The sequence below is a fragment of the Mycoplasma sp. 11548 genome (assembly GCF_055523555.1).
Map to the genome: position 1 here is coordinate 601,267 of NZ_JBVFVF010000001.1, position 18,701 is coordinate 619,967.

Genomic DNA, 18,701 nt, shown 5'->3' on the forward strand with positions numbered 1-18,701 from the left:
AATTATTATAAATAAAATTTTAGTTTAATCTAATTAATTTAGCTGATTATTAAATTAAACTTTGTTATTTGTTTTGGGCTAATGATAAATCTTAAAGTTTATTTGTGCGCACATTTAATAAGATAAACTTATTAAAAAAATAAACTAAATATTTATTTTAAGGCAATAATTAAATCATTACTTAATTAAATTAACTTAGTATTATAACTTGTTTAAAAATATTAGCTACATTTTTAAACATTATAATTTAAGCATATTTTAGTTATTTAAATGCTTTTATTATTTAATACTATATATTAAATATAGTTGCTGCCCTGTTTTGTGTTACATTTGTACCTCCTTTTTCTGTATAAAATAAGTTTTAATAATATTTTTAAACTAGTATTTGAGCAACTTTTAGAACTTTTTTATAACAAAAACAAGCAAATTAAAATGCTTGTTTTTTAATATATTTTTACTGATTGAAAGACATTTACAAGTGTTGTATTTTTTATTTAATTTTATATAATATATATTAATATATTATATTATTTAAAAAGTGAGGCATTATGAAATCAAAAAATAAGAAACGTAGTTTATTTTTAGTGCTCTTTGCACTAGGCATCAGTACATCAGTAGTCACTGCCTGCAAGGCACCAGGTTCATCAGTTCAAATTGGACGTTCAGGTGATCAAGAACCTAATGACCCAAAACCTAAGGAAGATGAAAAACCAAGTGATTCACTTGACAAAATAAAGTTTGTGACAAGTGATCCAAAAGCAGGAAATAATACCCAAAAACTTGCAAAACCACAAGATGGTGATTTACCACGTAAAATATCTAATAACATCATTTATTCAGACCAAAAAATTAGATATGTTGCAATTGGTGATTCGATTACTGCGGGATTTGATGGTACTTTACCAAAAGATTATAAAGGTCAACTCGAAGCTAATAATAGTGTTTCAGGTTTATCATATCCTGCATTTTTAGCACGAATGTTAAATCAAAATAATCGTGTTGAATCATTTAATAACTATGCAATTTCTGGAGCTACAACTCTGGACTGAATAAAGTTTTTAAATTTTGAACTAAATAATAAACGCTTCGGCACAAATCCAAGTGTTATTTTTAGTTCACTTAATAATAAACGACAACAAATTATTAATGAATTACAAAACTCAAACTTAATTACCTTTACTTTGGGAGCAAATGACTTCTTTGGTCTATTATTTGACACAATTGGAGATGCCGAAAGTTTAGACTTAATTAAAAACTTTTTTGATAATAAACCAATTTTAGGTGATGCAATTAAATTTGTTAACCGCTTATTTCAAAAAGCACTGCCTGAAATGAGAAAGCGTTTAATTGCATTTGCAAAGCAATTAAAAGAATTAGCACCAAAAGCTAATATTAATATTGTTTCATATCCAATGCCATTATTAATGTTGTTCAATGTTCTTAATGAATATATTAATACTAACTTAATAGGTAATTTAGGTAGTTTAAAAGTTTTAGACTTATTGCAAGAAATCCTTAATGATTTATTAAAAGAAGTAGCAATTAATGCAGATATAAATTACGTTAATACTTATAATAATGAATTTTGGAATGAAAATGCAAAAGATCTATCAGCCATTTTCTTTGATATACACCCTGGAACTAAAGGTTACAAAAAAATGGCAATGGATTTATATTTAAAGATCACAAAGCCAAATTTAAATCAAAAATATTATGATAATTACAATTTTACAGATCAATATTTAAAATTAGATGCCAATACAGCTAGTTATCAAATTCAAGTTGATAATCCTGATCAAAGCGTTTTAGGAAAAAGTTCATATGAATATATTAATACAACAAGTGATTATGAATATTCAATTGATTTATTAAGAACACCATTAAACTTCATGGGCCGTTTAAAAGAGTTAGCTTATGTCTTTGATTATTACATTGGTGATGTTCTTGATTTCTTAACAAATAGCTCAGTTTACGAACAAATTGATCCAAATGGTGTTCTTAAAACATTACTTAATAAAACTTCAACTAAAGGTAATACTTATTTTGCCAATTTAACTTCAGAAATTTTTGGTTCACAAAAAATAGCTCAAATTCTAGCTAATATTCAAATTCAAATTGATTTAGCTACTAAAGATAAAAACCTAGATTTTGCAAGTTTAAAACGAATTGTCACAAGTAATATTCTATCTCTTGATAATTTAGCATACGTAATTAGCGGAATTGCACGAAGTGAATTAGTTAAATTCAATAAAGATGAATTATCAAAAGCAATTAAAGAAGTTATTCAAAATATTTTAAGCTTCTTTAAAGATCCAATTAGTAATTTATTAGTTAATCCAATTCATAATGTATTGAAAGACTACAATATTCAAAAATCTGATATAAGTAAGATTTTTGATAACCTAATTAGTTCTAAAGATTTTGTTGCTTTAATTAGCAAGTTAATCGATATCTTTATCTACAATTCTGATGAATTTAGTGATCTTTCAAACCTTTCACAATTTATTAATGCATTTATCGCGGATAAAAAGAATAACGATGAATTATCATCATTAATTAATAATAATTTTAAATATTTTATTAATAATGAAGGTGTTCAAAACTTAGTAACCAATGTTGTTTATAGTTCACTAGAAAAAGCTAATTTAACTAAAAATATTACTAAAGAACAACTGAAACAAGCAACTAATAATGGTTTTGATTTATTACAAGAATTAAATATTGAATTTAAAATTGTTGATAACTTGATTGCAAATGTATTAAACAAAATTGCAATTCGCGGCCTTGGTAATATAACTCAAGTAGTTTCAGAAGCTTTTGTTGATTCATTTAAATCATTTTTACTAAATAATGATTATGAAAGTAATATAGTAAAAGTAATTAAAATCTTAGCTAATTCTAAATTTATAGCTAGCCACCAAGATTTGCTTTCACAACTATTAAATAACCTTTTAGATTCTCAAAATATTTCTTCTGTAAGCATGGTCTTAACTAGTGCAATAAGAAGCAACCAAACATTGAGTAAATTTTTCAATGAACAAGATTTAAATAATGTATTTAAATTTGTTCTTAATTTAACTGAAACTAAACAAATGTTGCTGTCAACAGTTGATGCAACATTAAAAAACTATGATACTTTTAAAAATGTTCAAAGTTTAAATGAAGTAATTATTAAAATAATTAGTAATTTTAACCTAGATTTATTTAAAACAAACTTAGTAAGCTTCCTAAATAAAATCCGTAATTCATCTGAATTTAAACAATTTTTAATTAGTTCATTAACTAACTATGTAAGTTCTGCAAATATTAAATTAACAACTAAAGATCATGAATTTATCCAATCATTAATCAATGATTTAAATCCAACTTTAGATGATATTAATATTTTAGAACCAGTTATTAATACATTCTTTGAGCACCTTAAAGAAATTAAGAATTCAGATAACATCCTTGGTGATCTTAAGGGTCTTTCAGATAAACTTTTAAATGTTATCCAAACAAAAATTAATGATCCAGTTGCTTTTGCTAAAAAACTTATTAATAAACCATATATTAAAAATAATGTTGATTTTATTGGGACAATTGCCAAAATTGTCTATGCTGATTTAAATGCAAAAGGATTATTAGTTAACTTGGTGAACAATAATTTGTTTACATTGCTTGAAAATGCAAATGTATCTAAATACCTTGACCAAGATGAAATCAAAAAATTATTTATTACACTAATTAATAACCCTGAAACACAAAACATTATTTATAGTGCAATTACAGTAATTATTAATGATCCTAATTTACTAGATAAACTAAATGATACGAATGATTTAATTAATACATTATTAGTAAAAGCTGATGTTAAAAAGTTAATTAAAAATAGCCTAAAAAATATTAGCATTGATCTTTTTAATGATATTTCACTGAATAAAACCTTAGCGAAAACCTTAGTTGAAATATCAAAAGATAGTTTTTTAGCAATTGATAAAAAATATCAATCATTAATTCATAATGTTATTCCAAGTATTAAACATATTTTAAAATCAACCAATAAATATGAGCAATTCTTTAGTTTAATTTTTAATACTCTATCTGAAGCAAATAGTATTGATCAAATTGCCTCTAATTTATTTGATAAATTTAAAGACTTCTTTGATTTTAAAGATTTAAATCTTTATAAAGTTATCTTAACATCTCCAATAGTTTTAGAAACTAAAAACTTATTAAAAGAATTTTTAAATGATTTCTTAACAAAGATAAAATCACCGCAATTCCCTGAATTTATTAATTCTTTATTACCTGAAAGTTTACCTTATAATATAACTAAGGATGAAATAAAAACAACTATTTCATTAATTTACAATAATGAAAACTTGCATAAAGCCTTTAATTTAGCAATTGATTTATTATTTAATAACCTTGATAACCTAAAAAATGCAACTTCCCTAATTCAAGCTTTAAAAGTGATTTTAAATGATAAAACTAATTTACAAAGCTTGGGAATTGAAATAGCAAGTTTTGTTAGTGCAGTTCATAAAGACCACACAATTAAAAAAGTTGTTGTTAACCTATTGCAAGGATTCTTAAACCAGCCTTCATATAGTTGAGTATTAGAAAATGTTAATGATAAAGAAACATTTTTAAATAATACTTATGATACTTTAATTAGCGAGCTAACCAACCTTAATTTAATTAAACATTTATTTAGTGGCTTAGAACAATTTATTAGTAGTGATTCGCTGGATTTTAGTAGTTTAATCTCATTTTTCATTAAAGAACTTTTCAAAGAATTTGCAGCTGATAAACTTGAAACTAATTTAGTTAGAATTATTAAAGCGATAAGTCAAAATTATTTAACACAAAATAAACAAGCAATATTACAAGTTTTTAAAAATATTTATAATCATTTTGCTAATGATAAAGAGAAATTCCCAACCTTGCTTAGTGGAATATTACCCGAAAATATCAAATCAAAAATTCAAGAATATGCAAACTTAAGCGACCTTGCAGATTTAACAACCTTAGTTTTAAGTGATAACGAAGTTAAAAACAACATTTTCGAATTAGTTAGCTCAATTTTAAATAATAGTCAAAAACTTGCTCAAATTAACTCTTTATCAGATTTAATTTTTACAGCCTTAAAATCAATTGATCATACTAAACTAAAAACATTATTAACCAATATATTTAGTAATGTTAATACTCCATCTTGAAGCAATTCAATCGTTAAACTTTTAGCACAAATTTTAGAAAATAAATATCCTAAAATATACAAAAAATCTACTACTGAAGGATTTATTGAAAACTTAATTAAAGATTATTATGCAATAGATAAAATAGCAAACTTTAATCAAAAAATTATTGATTATATTTCAAATGCTATTGGAAATTCTTCACATAAAAATCTTAATGACTTATATAATGATTTAAGTATTAATAAACTAACCAATAGTATCTTTGCTGATTTAACAACTAAGCTTGATCAAATAATACAGGCATTTGTTAAATCTAATGTTATTACTAAAAATAAAACATACTTCTTGGAAGTTATTGAATTTGCAAGTTTAGAATTATTAAATAATTACAATTTATTTTTAGAACCACTTAATAAATTACTAGTGAGCGAACAACTTATCGATGAAAGTAAAAAACTTACCTTAGATCAATTTAAAAACTTCAAGGAATTTGTTCAGGACGTTATTTATTTTGATTCTAATGTTTCATTAATTTATAAAACACTTAATTTTAGTGACCAGCAACTTAAATCAATTACTAATCTAGAGACTCTAAAAACAGCACTAATTAATAATCTTACTAATGCTGTTAATATCCAAGAATATGATTTCATTAAATCAATTATTCATTCAAACTTTTTAAGTAAAGAAAAAGAATTTATAAAACATATTATTGAAAAATTAATTCAAAAATTTGTAACAAAAGAAACACTTACCCCAATTTTAACTAACGTTGGTCTTAACTTATTTGGATCTGAAAGTCTTAACAATACTTTAAAAAATGCATTAGCAGATATTTTGGTAAAAGACGATTTTAAAGCAATCCTTAAAACTATTGTTAATACTGTGCTAGACAACTTAAATCATTTACAAAAAGCAACAACATATAATGATTTAGTAAAAGCAATTTTTACAATTCCATCTTTAAAATCACAAATTGAGCAACCTTTAGTTAAATTTATTAAAGATGCAATCTTAAATAATAAATTTAAAACTTCATTTAGAGAATTGCTTACTAACTTATTGAATAATCCTTCTTTTACAGAATACTTCAAAGGAATAGAAAATAAACAAAGAATTGTTGATAATGTTTTAGATGTTTATAACATAATTGATAAACATCTAAACTTTAGCCAATTGATCTTCAATACAATTTTTGATGCCTTAGCAACTTATGGTTCCCAAGTTAACATAACTAAAACTGCAAATGTAATTCTTAATGGACTACAAAAACATTTAGGAGACTCGACCAACCAAGAAAGCAAAGTTATTGCTTTAATTAAAGAGTTAGCTAATTCAAAATTATTTGCAGAAAATAAAGATGATTTAACTAAATTACTTTCTAATATCATAAATATTTTAAAAACACAAGGTACTTTTGATAATGCTCTTGATGCGTTACCTCAAAGTGCTAAAAGCACTATTGCTAAATTTATACCATTAAGTTCCCTTAAAACATTATTTAATTACATCCTTGCAAACCAACACTTTAACTCAATTTTCAATAATACTGTATATAACTTTATAACCAGAATCAACGAATTTAAAGATGTTACTTCATATTTTGATGTTTTAAAGAAAACATTAAGTATCATTGATACAAACAAACTTGAAACCGACGTTAATGGATTAATAAATGACTTATTAAAAAATTCAACTGAAGTTAAGCAGGCAATTAATGACTTTTTAATACAAACTTTCACTACTTATGGGGTTTCAGTTACTGATGCAAAAATTAAAAATTTAATTACGAATATAAGTAATAATTTAGATCAACTAGTTGAAGCTGCTGATATTTTAAAACCAATTATTGATAAATTCTTTATTAGAATTAAATCAGCAAGTTCTCAAACTAATTTAACTGGAATGCTTGATGAATTTAAAGCATTAACTAATGATGTTTCATTAATTATTCAATCAAAATTAAAGGATAATCCAAAACAATTTGTCGATAAGATTTTAAACCTTAGCTTTTTAAAAAATGACAAAGCAACTTTAGCAAAAGTAATCTCGCAACTATTAATTGGTTTAAAAAATAAAGGTGTTTTAGCAAATATTTTTAACCAAGTAGTTGATAATATTGAGCAAAATACAGCATTTTTAACATTAGTAGATAAACAAACCTTAAAATTATTAGGGCAAATAGCTTTAGATAATACTAGTTTAAATAATGCCTTAACCAGTATTGTCCCTGAACTTATTAATGATACAAACTGGCTAAATCATACAAATAATCTTTTTGAATTACTTAAAACAGTTTTAACAAAAGCGCCTGTTAAAATTGCAATTATTTCATATTTAAATACTTTTGCAAATTCATTATCTAGCAATCCTAAGGTGCTTGAAATAGCTTTAAGATTAATTGATAATTTAGCTAAAAATTACCAAATTAACCTAAATGGAATTAATAAAACTGCATTAGTATCTGCTCTTTTAAATAATCTTAACAATTATTTAAAAGATATTCAATTATTACCTAACTTATTTACTCAAACTCTTGATTCAATTACTTCATCAATTAATATTGAGCAAGCTATAAGTAGGTTACAAGATTGAATTTCTAGCAAGTTAAATCTTGGTTCATATCAAACATATAAAAAATTCTTTATTCATTTTGAAAATTTAAGTAATAATAAAAATGATTTAAAACAAATTTTCAACAGTGTTTTGACTAATATTGGCCAAAATAATGAATTACTTAAATCTTTTGTAAATACTGCAAGTCAAAGCAATGTATTAGTTAAATACCAAATTCCTGAGACTGATTTAGAAAGCGTTTTAAAAGCTATTTTAAGTGATAACCAGATTCTAAATAATTTTAAAGATCTATTTGGGGCTTCAGTTAATAATTGAAATGCATTTAAATCAGCAAATGATTTTTGAGATTTATTAAATAGATTATTGCAAGATTCTTCTTTTTCAAATAGTTCTGCAAATTTATTAAAAACTATCTTAAACAAACTTTTTATCAATACTAATTTTCACAACATTATTAGTAAAATAACGGTTAATGAAGTTAAGAATACTAAATATAGTCAAATCTTTGACAGATTGTCAAATTCTGAAAATTTTGTTAAAAACTCATTTTCACTTGTCAATATCTTTAATAAGAATTTAAAACTTACTGATAACTTAGTTGATAATTTAATTTTGGATCTTAAAAAATCAAAAGACCCGCTTACAATTAACTCAATTATTAATAGTTTAGTAAAAAGTGTCAATAATTTTATAAGTCAAGATAATTTTGACTTAAGAGCTGCACAATTATTTAAAGAAGTTTTAAATAATTCTGCTTTTGAAATTGCTAAGTTAGATTTAACTGTTGTGGTTGAAAATGCTACTACTATCTTAATAAAAGATGTGCAACTTGGAGAACTCGTTTGAAGTTTATTACCAAGTAGTTCAAGAGCATTTATTACCCGTAATTTCATTGATAAAACACACTTTACCGGTGTTATTGATGATATTTTAGATCCAAGTTCAATTAAAGAAGTTGTTGGTGAAATTATGGTTTATATTATTAACAATAAATCACAATTTGCTAATATTAACAGCTTAGTTGATATCTTTAAAATTTACTTTAATAACCCAAATAACAAACAAAACTTCCAAGCTAAAATTGTTAAAATTTTACAAAATGGATTTAAGAAAACTAATGCCAAAAATGCTATTATAGCTGTTTTTGACAAAGGAATTAAATTCTTCAATATTCGTAATACTTCACAAGCAAATGAACTAAAACGTAAGTTTGCTGATGGATTTGGTGATTTTTTAGTACGCCAGGAAATCTTTACAAATGCACTAAATGCTGTTTTTGAAACAGTATCACGTGCAAGTAATCTTAAACAAATTCCTAGTGTAATCGCAAATGCATTAAGTGGCAATTTAAAGATATCTGAATTTAATACAATTAAAAAACTCTTAAAAGATGAATTAATTCAAAAGAATTCAAAATTAATTATTGATTTTGCATTTGAAGCAATTAGTAACTTTATTAATGATCAAAATAGAATAAGGGCTGCAATTGATGAATTTGGCATTGTAGAATTAATAACAGCAAGTTATCCAGATATTGATAAAATACTTGTCAAAGACATGTTAATACTTGCAATTAATAACCCTGATTTGCGGCAAGCATTAAATACTTCAATTAGTGATTTTATAACTAGAATCAATGAATACCAAAAAAATAACAGTTGATTAACGGCTCTAAACACCTTGTTAAATGCTCCTACAGAAACTTCAAGTAAATTAAAAGATAATTTCTATAATTGAATAAAAGCAACCTTAAAAAATCCTGATCAAAGGTTAGTTAAAGGTGCTGCACAAGTTTTAATTTCAAAACTAAGAGATTCAAATGTTATGTTTAGTTTTACAGGCCAAGATGCCACGATGGTTAATAACATGGTTGGTAATTTCTTTAAATTTATTGCTGACCGCAACGAATTAAAGGGTATGATTGATAAAATCTATGAAAGAATTAGGTTAATTGATTTTTCAAAACTAAAACGTGATGATCCAAAAATCGTAATTCGTGCAATTACTGATGGAGCATTCCACTTTCTATTAGCATGAGATTATAAAACATTCCAACTTAGCAAAATTTATGAGAATATTCCCTTTTTAAAGGCTTTAATTGATAGTTTAGGGGATGATAATTATGTTAGATTTATTAACCGTATTTTTGAAGCAAGTGACCGCACTAAAATGACTGGTATTTACGGATTTATAAAAAATACATTAATGAATGGAGAATGAGAACACGAAAAACCAGGTAAACCAATTGATCCACCTAAACCACCAGTGGATCCTGGTAAACCAATTACTCCTAGTCCATCTCCTACTCCAACACCACCTGAAGCACCAATTGATACAGAAGAAGGTTATGGTTTTTACCAAGATTACAGTGTACTTACAATTAGGGATCGAGTTGCAGATTTATTAAGAATATTCTACCGTCCAATTTTTAGACAAATGTTAGTTAAATTGTCAAATAAAACATATAATATAAATAATCCTAAAGGTAATCCAGAATATCATGCTGCTTATCGTATAACAGCACTTGTATTATGATTCTTAAAAGACAAAGCTGAACTTGGCGGATGGTTCTGAAATATCGGTTTAGATGCCGTTTCCATGGTGGTTAATTCTTTAAGCATGGCTTTTGGTGATGCTAGAGATACTTATCCAGATAAGTTTAAGCAACTATCTAATAAAGAATTAGAAGCTATGGGTGGTTATTCTTCGTGATATGGCATTAGATCTTATAATACAGATTTTATAATAGGAAACCGTGCTTCAAGTACACGTCATTGAAACTATTGATCAGATCAATTATTGGCCTATGTTTACTACCGTGTTGGCTACAACGATAGATATACAGGACGTGCAAATACTGATATATTATTAGACTCATTAAAAGATGGTTTCTTACATAAAAGATAATTCAAGATATAAATACTTTAATATTTAAAAGCATTACAAAACCACCTATAAATTTATAGGTGGTTTTTCCAAAATTATTTTTTCCCCAAATAGACATATGCAGGATAACCAATTTCTTTAGTAGTGCGATCGATAATTGCGCCTAATGTTTCAGTAAAATTATCAGGATGTACATTTAAAACTTCTTTGACAACTTCCCAGTAATTTCCATTAATCGCTCCTGAATAAGATCCTGGTTCATTAATAAAATACAATAATTGAGGCATAATTTTTACTTTGTTATCAACTTTTTCAAGTTGCATAATCACTCTGCCCAGCGAAACATATACTCTAGTATTATTTGTTATTTTAGAGGTAAAACTCTCAGATATATCGCTAAAGGATTTAAAACCGACAACTTTATCAACTTGTTTAATGTGGTTATGTGGGATGGCTTCGTTTTCAATTTTTATTAATCCAATACTATGTTTATATATATCAGAATATTTTGCATTAGGTTTTTCTTGATATAAAAATCACTTAGTATTTGGATATTTATAGTAAGCAAAATAATCTAAATTCGAAAGAAACAAAGCCCAATTTTCATTTAATAAATCATTTAACTTTGTTTCATAATCACTATCAGTATAGTTTAAAGTATCAAACCTTTTAGTAAACTCATTTCATTTTAAATTTGTGTTATTAACAGAAGCAGCAAGGTCCTCAATTCCTAATTTATCAGCAATATTTTTAACATTTCTTGCAACTGCTTGAGGATTAGATAAATCAATGTCTCTAGTATTTGCATTGCCAGTTTGGGGCTCTTTGTTAGTACATGAGATAACCCCAATTATTGGTAAAATATTTAAAGTTAAAAGTCATTTTTTCATAATATTATCCTTTGATATTTATTAATATGTAACGAAATTCTTTTGCACCATATTCATCAGTAAATAAAGTTTTATTTATATCGCTATAAGTGTAGTTTTCATCATCTCATTCAGCTGCTACTTCGACGTATTTTTTTAAATCAAAATCACGCAATTTATCTTTACTAGTAATTAGTTTGGGATATGAGTATAAATAACTATGCAAAGCAGGTGGCGAACTTTCAGAGATTGAATTATTTGAATGATCTCCGCTGATATCAAAATGTAAGATTCGTCCATCTTTAGTTAATAAGTAAATTCTGATTTCATAAGGTTCACTAGTATTTTGTGAATCGCTTACTTGAATTTTCTCGCTATAATATTTTTGAACTACAAAATCAATTATCTCGTTACTTGCTGGAGTATAAAAAGCATCGTAAATTAAATTGTTAGTTTCAATTTCATCAATTAAATCATTTTGAGATTCATCAGAAGCTTGCAATTCAGTATATTGTAAGAAAGTAAATTTATCTAAATTAAATAAAAAGAATAATCAATTTTTAGTATATAAATCAACAATAGCATTATTACCACTTAAAGCAGCATAATGTGCTTGATTATTTTTATATTTTTCTTCTTCTTTATTAAAATATGGATAAATTATATTATTGGAATATCGTATCTTGGTACGTAATTCTGCAAAATAATCTTGGTTTAAAGCTTTTTGTGTTTGAATGTATTTATTTTGCTTTTCTAAATCATCTTTATAAATTGACTTTAAGATTACTTGGATGTAATTACGGTTAATAAAGTTTTCTCAATTTTGGTCAACTTTTGATTGGTTAGATATTTTAATTGATTTAATTTCTTGATTTTTTTGGTCAAGGCTATTTGAAGAACAACTCACAGTTAACCCAAATGTAATTAACATTAAAGGTGATACAAATAAATATTTTTTTAATTTTCTAAACATTTTTATCTTTCCAAGTTAGGAACACAAAGCTTGGTGAGCCATACTTTTGTTTTTTTACCATTTCAACTTCAAATTCTTGACGCCCGCGCTCGTATCCATGAATAAATAATTGATGTACTACATTTGAAATTAGTGAAGGTGAAATTGTATTTGCTTTAGATTCACCAAAATATCAATTAATTGGACGTAATTGTACTTCAGGTTGAGTATTTTCAGCCCGAAGATTATTAATAATCACCCTAAAGATAAGCTTATTTTTACGTATATAATAAACCACCACATCACCTAGTTCAGTTGATTCAATACCTTCTCTAATTGCTTCCAAAAAGTGATTTTCAAATTCCCAAGTTCCTCTATCAATGCCATTTTTTATTCTGTTAGTTTTAGGTATAATTTCTGCTTTGTATTCTTCACTAGTTGAATAATTTTTAGCTAAGTCAACAGTAACAAATTCAACAAAAGTAAGTTCAATTTTATCGAGATTATTTAATATAAAATACCAATTTTTACTAAAAAAGTCATTTTGCTCTAAGGCGTATTTTTTCTTATCGTTGCTATTTTTAAAGTTATTTGTAATTTCTTTAAATTGATTAACTAAATTTTGGTAACTATCAGGGGATGTTTGGGAATTAACGTATTCTTGAATTTTAAGAGAATCAAACCGGTAGGCATTATTTAAAATTGTATCGATAATAGTTTTGTGAGTTTTGTTTTTATTATCATCTGAAACTGAAGTTATTGCATCAACGTTATTAATTATTTTATTTAATTCTGGTTGCTTTGAATAATTTACACATGAAACTGTAGCAAAAGGTAACATGCTTAAAGTAAAAAAAAGATATTTAAATTTCTTATTTCTCATCGATAAACCCCCAGGTATAGCGATACATTTTATTATTTGGTATTTCTTTATCAAATAATTCATTTGCATAATAAAATGCATTTGCATAATTATTTTTATGATAATGATTTAAAAAATATTCATCATTAAACTCACTTAAAATTGGATTAGGATCAAAATTATTATTAGAATTAAGTTTTTGGTAATAATCTAATTCTTTTTGTGGATAAAACACCATTCCTTTTGAAATATATGATGATAAAGTTTGATATAACATTTCAAAATTATTTATCGTATTTTGAAAAGTAAATATTTCCCCAGTTAAAAAGATTTCTCTTTGTGAACTATTATTAGTTTTTTCAAAAAGAAAAATAGGAATTAGAATGTTATGATCTTGTTTGTTTTTCAATCTTAAAAAAGTAATTTTATGATTAAAAAATTTATTTGTTGGATTTTGTCATAAACTAAATGAGTTGCTAAATTCAACTATTTGGTAATCTTTAAATGTTTTGCTTAATGTTTTTTGGTTTGTATAATATGCTTCAAAACTTGATTGGTTTTTCAAATATTCCTCTTGGTATTGGGCTCTATGTTCTTTAAAATTTGGCATTCAATTATTAAAAACATATGTAAAATTACCAATATTTTGTAAATACCAAAACCAACGATCATTCAAGGTTGAGGATATTATTTTAACTGAATTAAGAGCTGTTTTTAATTTTCAACGTTCTGCAATTTCCTCAATTTTAGGTATAAATAAAGGTGCAAAAGTTAAAGACATATTCAATTCTGATTTAAATTTTTCTTCCACTCTTAATTGTTCATTAAAAAAACTCTTTAATCTTTTTGGATCATCTTGCTTTAAATTATCTTTAACAAACTTTTCAATAATTTCATTAATTTGGTAATCTTCTTGGATTAAATCTTGATAAGGAGAAGTTGTTGGCTTATTATGTTTTGAACATGAAATAATTAAAGGCATACTTACAAAACTTACTGTTAATAAATTAAACCTTAATAACTTTTTCATAAAAAATTTCTTCAAGGCTTGCATATTTTTCACCTGAATATACAATTCTACCTTTATGAATTAAGGTTAAAGTATTAACAAATTTATCAATTTCACTTAAAATGTGTGAACTAATAAAAATTGTAATTCCTTTTTCACGTAAGTTTTGAAGTATGTTAAACAATTGGTAGCGGGCCGTTGGATCTAAGTTGGCAGCTGGTTCATCTAAAATAATTATTTCAGGGTTGTTTAACAAAGCCTGGATTAATAAAACTTTTTTCTTTTGCCCACTAGAGAAATTAAATGGTTTTTTTCGTTTTAAATCACTAATTTCAAATTCTTCTAAATATTGATCAATTTTTTGTAATAATTCTTGTTTTGGAATTCCATTTAATTGTCCAAGGTACATTAAGTAATCTAAGACGGTTAATTCTTTGGGGAAAATTGCATTTTCAGGAATATACCCAAGTGCAAGGCGGCTTTTATGGTCTTTAATGCTAATCCCATTAATAAATACTTCACCAGTATGGTTAATATATGCACCAATAATTGTTTTGATTGTGGTTGTCTTTCCTGCTCCATTTTCGCCAATAAAAGCATGGAATGATCCTTTTGGAACACTAAATGTTAAATCAAATATACCAGTTTGTTCATTTTTATTGTCATAGATTTTACTTAAGTTTTTGACTTCTAAAATTTTTGTTTCCATTATTTATAATCCTTTTTAAAGTATAGTCAATTATTAAGTGCAACAAAACCAACAATTAAAATAATTCAGATTAAAAAATAATAATTTTTATTAACTGTTTGAATGTTATTTCTTGCTACTTGCCAAACTTCTTCAACCGGTTGAAAGGCATAATTATTAGATGGTTCTAATTCATATCTAATAATTACTTTTCTCTCTTTATTTTCATCTTCTTCAATTTGTTGTTTTGCTACATAGTTAGCAAAACCTCCTAAGTTATATCTAAAGCCTTCAATATCTAAATTAATTGAGTGAGGATCAAAATTATTCGTTGTTGTATTAAATAAAATAGCATCAGCCACAAATGTATTATTATATGTAAAATATAAATAGTAAATTAATCCTAGTGCGAGATAAATTTTCTTCTCAATAATAGTTTTAATACTACGGTTTTCAAGAGAATCTTTATTCAAAACAACAGAGCGAATATCATGTATTTTTAAAAGTTCATATTCTGAATCTATTTTTAAATGTTGTGAAATTAATCTAAAAATAATATCTTTCACTTCAAAAACATTATCTAATGAAGCTTCTTTAAATTCATTAGCCAAAGCTTGTACAAATTGTTTTGCATAGTATTGGAATACTTCGCTTTCCAAAAGTTCTTTTAAATATTCTCATTTAATTTGGCCAACTAAATTATCTGAAGCTGAATAAATAAATTTATCTTCAGGGAATTTTTGTCCAAAACTTTCAGCCCCTTCCCTTGCATAAATTAAGTTTGTATTAACTAAGTTTTCAATGTGACTATATGATTTTAATGAACCAGGAATTAAATAAGCATTTTTATTGACCCTAGATTCAATAATATCATTTCCATATTGATCCTTAAGATAATTACCATCTGAATCTTGTTTTTTAACAATATGACTAGTAATTGGATAAAGTTTTAAATTAACATTTTTATTTAAATCATAATTATAAGTATAAGTATCTTGATTTTTATAATAAATATAATTACTTAAATTATTGTTTGAACTTTCAACAAATGTTTCAGCAATATTTTTATTCTGAGTATTAAAATAATCAACAAATTGGTAAGGTAATGATAAATAAGAATAAATTTGTCATTCTAAGGCTGAGTTTTTTGAATAATTAAATGCTTCTTTTAAATATTCTCTTTGGTCAGCTCGTAATTCTTTTTTATCATTTCCGTTAGGAATAATGTAAAAGGTATCTTGTTTGTTATTTAAATAAAATTTTTCTAAGTTTGGCAAGTTTCCAGAAGGATTATTTTCATATTTGGTGTTTAAATAATAAGCAATATTATTGCTTGTTGAAGTGCTTTTGGTTGAAATAATGGTTCCACCAATTACAAGTGGACTAAATAAGACCAAAGGAATGGTAATTGCCACTTTAGCATTAACTTTATAAGCAATTAAAGAGCTTATATTACCAAATAAAATATATCCTAAACTAAAAATTGGTATTGATAAAAAACCTAAAGCAATTATATTTTGGTCTTTTAAAGCTCCTAAAATTATAAAATTTGAGATTGCTAAAACCAATGATCAATAAAAGGCAAATAAAAAATTTGTCAATGTTTTTCCTCATATTATGCTTTTACGAGATATAGCTTTAGATAAAGTTAATAGTTCAATACCTTCTTCTTCTAAATCCTTAAAAATATTAATCGATTTAATTGATGAGTATAATAAGGTTAATAGTAATTCTATAAAAACAATGATATAAAAAATTAATGTTTTTATGTTTGTATTTAAATCAAATGAGATAACAGAAGCCAAAAATATAAGGGCCACAGTTAACCATATTAACGGGATAATTAAGGTATTTTTCTTTTTTAATGTAATTTTGTGTATAAAGAAAATATACTTAAAAAATGTGTTCATAGTTTCCTTTCTATATTACTGCACAGTAATATTATAAAATAAATTAACTTAAAAGTTAACCATTATTTTAAAAACTTTTAATTTTTAAAATAACTACTATTTAGGTCTATATATAAATCTCAAATAAATTAAGCCAAATTGATTAAATATAAAGCCATACAGAAAAGCTAACATTTTATGTTAGCTTTTCTGTTATCATTCATTGGTACCAACGAAAAAAATTTTTTGAAAGGTAAATTATGTCAAGACATTTAAAGAAAGAAGAATTCGCAAAAATATACCAAGAATATCAAAATTTAAGTTTCCAAGGTGCATTTCAGGATATTTACAAATATCACCAGAAACAAAAAACTTACAAAGAAATAGTGTAAAAATTAGAATTAATAAAATAATTAAGTATAAAAACTTAACAAAATACGAATTAAAAAAGAACAATCTTTTAGATTGATTGCTGAAAATATTGAAAAAAACTTTGGCTCAACTTAATTTAATCACAAGGCTTAGTGTATAAACTGTAAAAAAATATAAAAAATAATAAAAAATAATAAAAAGTAATCAAGAAATTGTTATTTCTCACAAAAATAAAAATCAACAAAGAAGTTGCAAAGTTACAAATTCAGAAATTGAATCAGTGTTTAAGGATTATTTAAAGACATGTGAATTTCTTTTAAACAGTAATTTAGCAAATAATCAACTTTCGTTTAAAACTTATTATTATTCTGAATATGATTCTTTTACAAGAAAAAAATTCCTTACAAAACATTAATCAGAAGATTTAACCAATTAGGTTTATTTAATACAAAAACAACCAAAAGAGTAAGAAAAGTTACAAGATTTGTACAAAATAAAACTTCGCAAGAGATAACGTTAATACTAGAAATTTAGTTTCAACAAACTAAACGAAATAAAAACAAAGACATATTTAAAAATTAGGTAAAATTGTTGAGATTGATGTACAACTTGAACCATTATATCTTACTAGCAATTAGTATAGTAACAATAAAAATTGTTAACACCCCGATTTTAAGAGAAAGAAGTAAAATTAAGGTATCAAAGGGTGTTAGAAATAGTATTTAAAAATATGGATTTTTATAATGTTGGACACAAAAGATAGTCATTATTTTAAAAACTTTTAATTTTGTCATTTAATATAAATTCAAAAAGTTTTTCTAAATGGGGGTTGATATTTAAATTTGCTAGTTGTTGAACTTTTGTTTTGAGTATTTGTTGTTCTTTTGCTTCAAAATTTTGGTATGTTATTTGCAAATCAATTTGGTGCAAAAAGCAACTTTTTAAAAAATTATTATTTCATTCAATAAAGTCAGTTCAATTTTTAGTTTTTATTTTACTAGAAAAATGCGAATCTTTTATTTTAAGGTTGTAAAACTCTTTTTCTTTTAAAATAATTTTATTGTTTAATTTTGTATCTAATAGGTTTATATCCTCTTGATCAAAAACAAGCGAATGAATTATGCGATCTTTAATATATTGATCATGATTTTTATGTAAAAAGACTTTATTTAAATGAATAAAAGTATCCAAAATTGCATTTACCCATTTAAAAGAATTATTAAAACAAGCATAATTAAAATTTTCACACTTATAAAAGGTTTTACTGTATATTCTAATTATTAAATTAAACATATCTTGGTTTGTTGCAAACTTAATTTTTTGAATTAAGTTGTTTTGTTGGTAAATAAATAGTTTCATAGTTCTCCTTAATTTTCCTGATAAGTTTAATACAAAAAACAGAAAAATCTAT

Annotated in this window: 9 protein-coding genes; 2 read left to right on the forward strand and 7 right to left on the reverse strand. The window is 24.9% G+C overall.

Annotation, left to right across the window (positions count from 1 at the left end):
* Positions 1-548 precede the first annotated feature (548 nt).
* The gene (locus tag AC0B4K_RS02495; RefSeq protein WP_465103674.1) at positions 549-10,670 is read left to right on the forward strand and encodes an SGNH/GDSL hydrolase family protein; all 10,122 of its coding nucleotides are present in this window, start codon (positions 549-551) and stop codon (positions 10,668-10,670) included.
* 74 nt (positions 10,671-10,744) lie between these two features.
* Here AC0B4K_RS02495 and AC0B4K_RS02500 read toward each other — a convergent pair whose 3' ends face one another.
* Genes AC0B4K_RS02500 through AC0B4K_RS02525 form a run of 6 tightly spaced genes read right to left on the reverse strand, consistent with a single transcriptional unit; the run spans position 10,745 to position 16,834 of the window.
* Positions 10,745-11,539, reverse strand: a complete 795-nt coding sequence (locus tag AC0B4K_RS02500; protein ID WP_465103675.1) for a hypothetical protein — start codon at positions 11,537-11,539, stop codon at positions 10,745-10,747.
* A gap of 4 nt (positions 11,540-11,543) precedes the next feature.
* Positions 11,544-12,491, reverse strand: a complete 948-nt coding sequence (locus AC0B4K_RS02505) for an aromatic motif membrane protein (protein ID WP_465103676.1) — start codon at positions 12,489-12,491, stop codon at positions 11,544-11,546.
* A complete protein-coding gene (locus AC0B4K_RS02510; RefSeq protein ID WP_465103677.1) occupies positions 12,484-13,353 on the reverse strand; it encodes an aromatic motif membrane protein in 870 nt (289 codons plus the stop codon). The genes AC0B4K_RS02505 and AC0B4K_RS02510 overlap by 8 nt, the downstream gene beginning before the upstream one ends.
* On the reverse strand, positions 13,343-14,362 hold the full coding sequence (locus AC0B4K_RS02515; RefSeq protein WP_465103678.1) for a hypothetical protein: 1,020 nt from the start codon (positions 14,360-14,362) through the stop codon (positions 13,343-13,345). The genes AC0B4K_RS02510 and AC0B4K_RS02515 overlap by 11 nt, the downstream gene beginning before the upstream one ends.
* Complete coding sequence (locus AC0B4K_RS02520) at positions 14,340-15,050, reverse strand: ABC transporter ATP-binding protein (protein WP_465103679.1); 711 nt, start codon at positions 15,048-15,050, stop codon at positions 14,340-14,342. Before AC0B4K_RS02520 ends, AC0B4K_RS02515 begins: the two co-directional genes overlap by 23 nt.
* Positions 15,050-16,834, reverse strand: a complete 1,785-nt coding sequence (locus tag AC0B4K_RS02525; RefSeq protein WP_465103680.1) for a hypothetical protein — start codon at positions 16,832-16,834, stop codon at positions 15,050-15,052. The genes AC0B4K_RS02520 and AC0B4K_RS02525 overlap by 1 nt, the downstream gene beginning before the upstream one ends.
* A 344-nt stretch (positions 16,835-17,178) precedes the next feature.
* On the opposite strand from AC0B4K_RS02525, the gene AC0B4K_RS02530 reads away from it, so the two are divergent.
* Complete coding sequence (locus AC0B4K_RS02530; protein WP_465103681.1) at positions 17,179-17,310, forward strand: hypothetical protein; 132 nt, start codon at positions 17,179-17,181, stop codon at positions 17,308-17,310.
* Positions 17,311-18,061: 751 nt separating this feature from the next.
* Here AC0B4K_RS02530 and AC0B4K_RS02535 read toward each other — a convergent pair.
* The gene (locus AC0B4K_RS02535; RefSeq protein WP_465103682.1) at positions 18,062-18,649 is read right to left on the reverse strand and encodes a hypothetical protein; all 588 of its coding nucleotides are present in this window, start codon (positions 18,647-18,649) and stop codon (positions 18,062-18,064) included.
* Between the last annotated feature and the right edge of the window lie 52 nt (positions 18,650-18,701).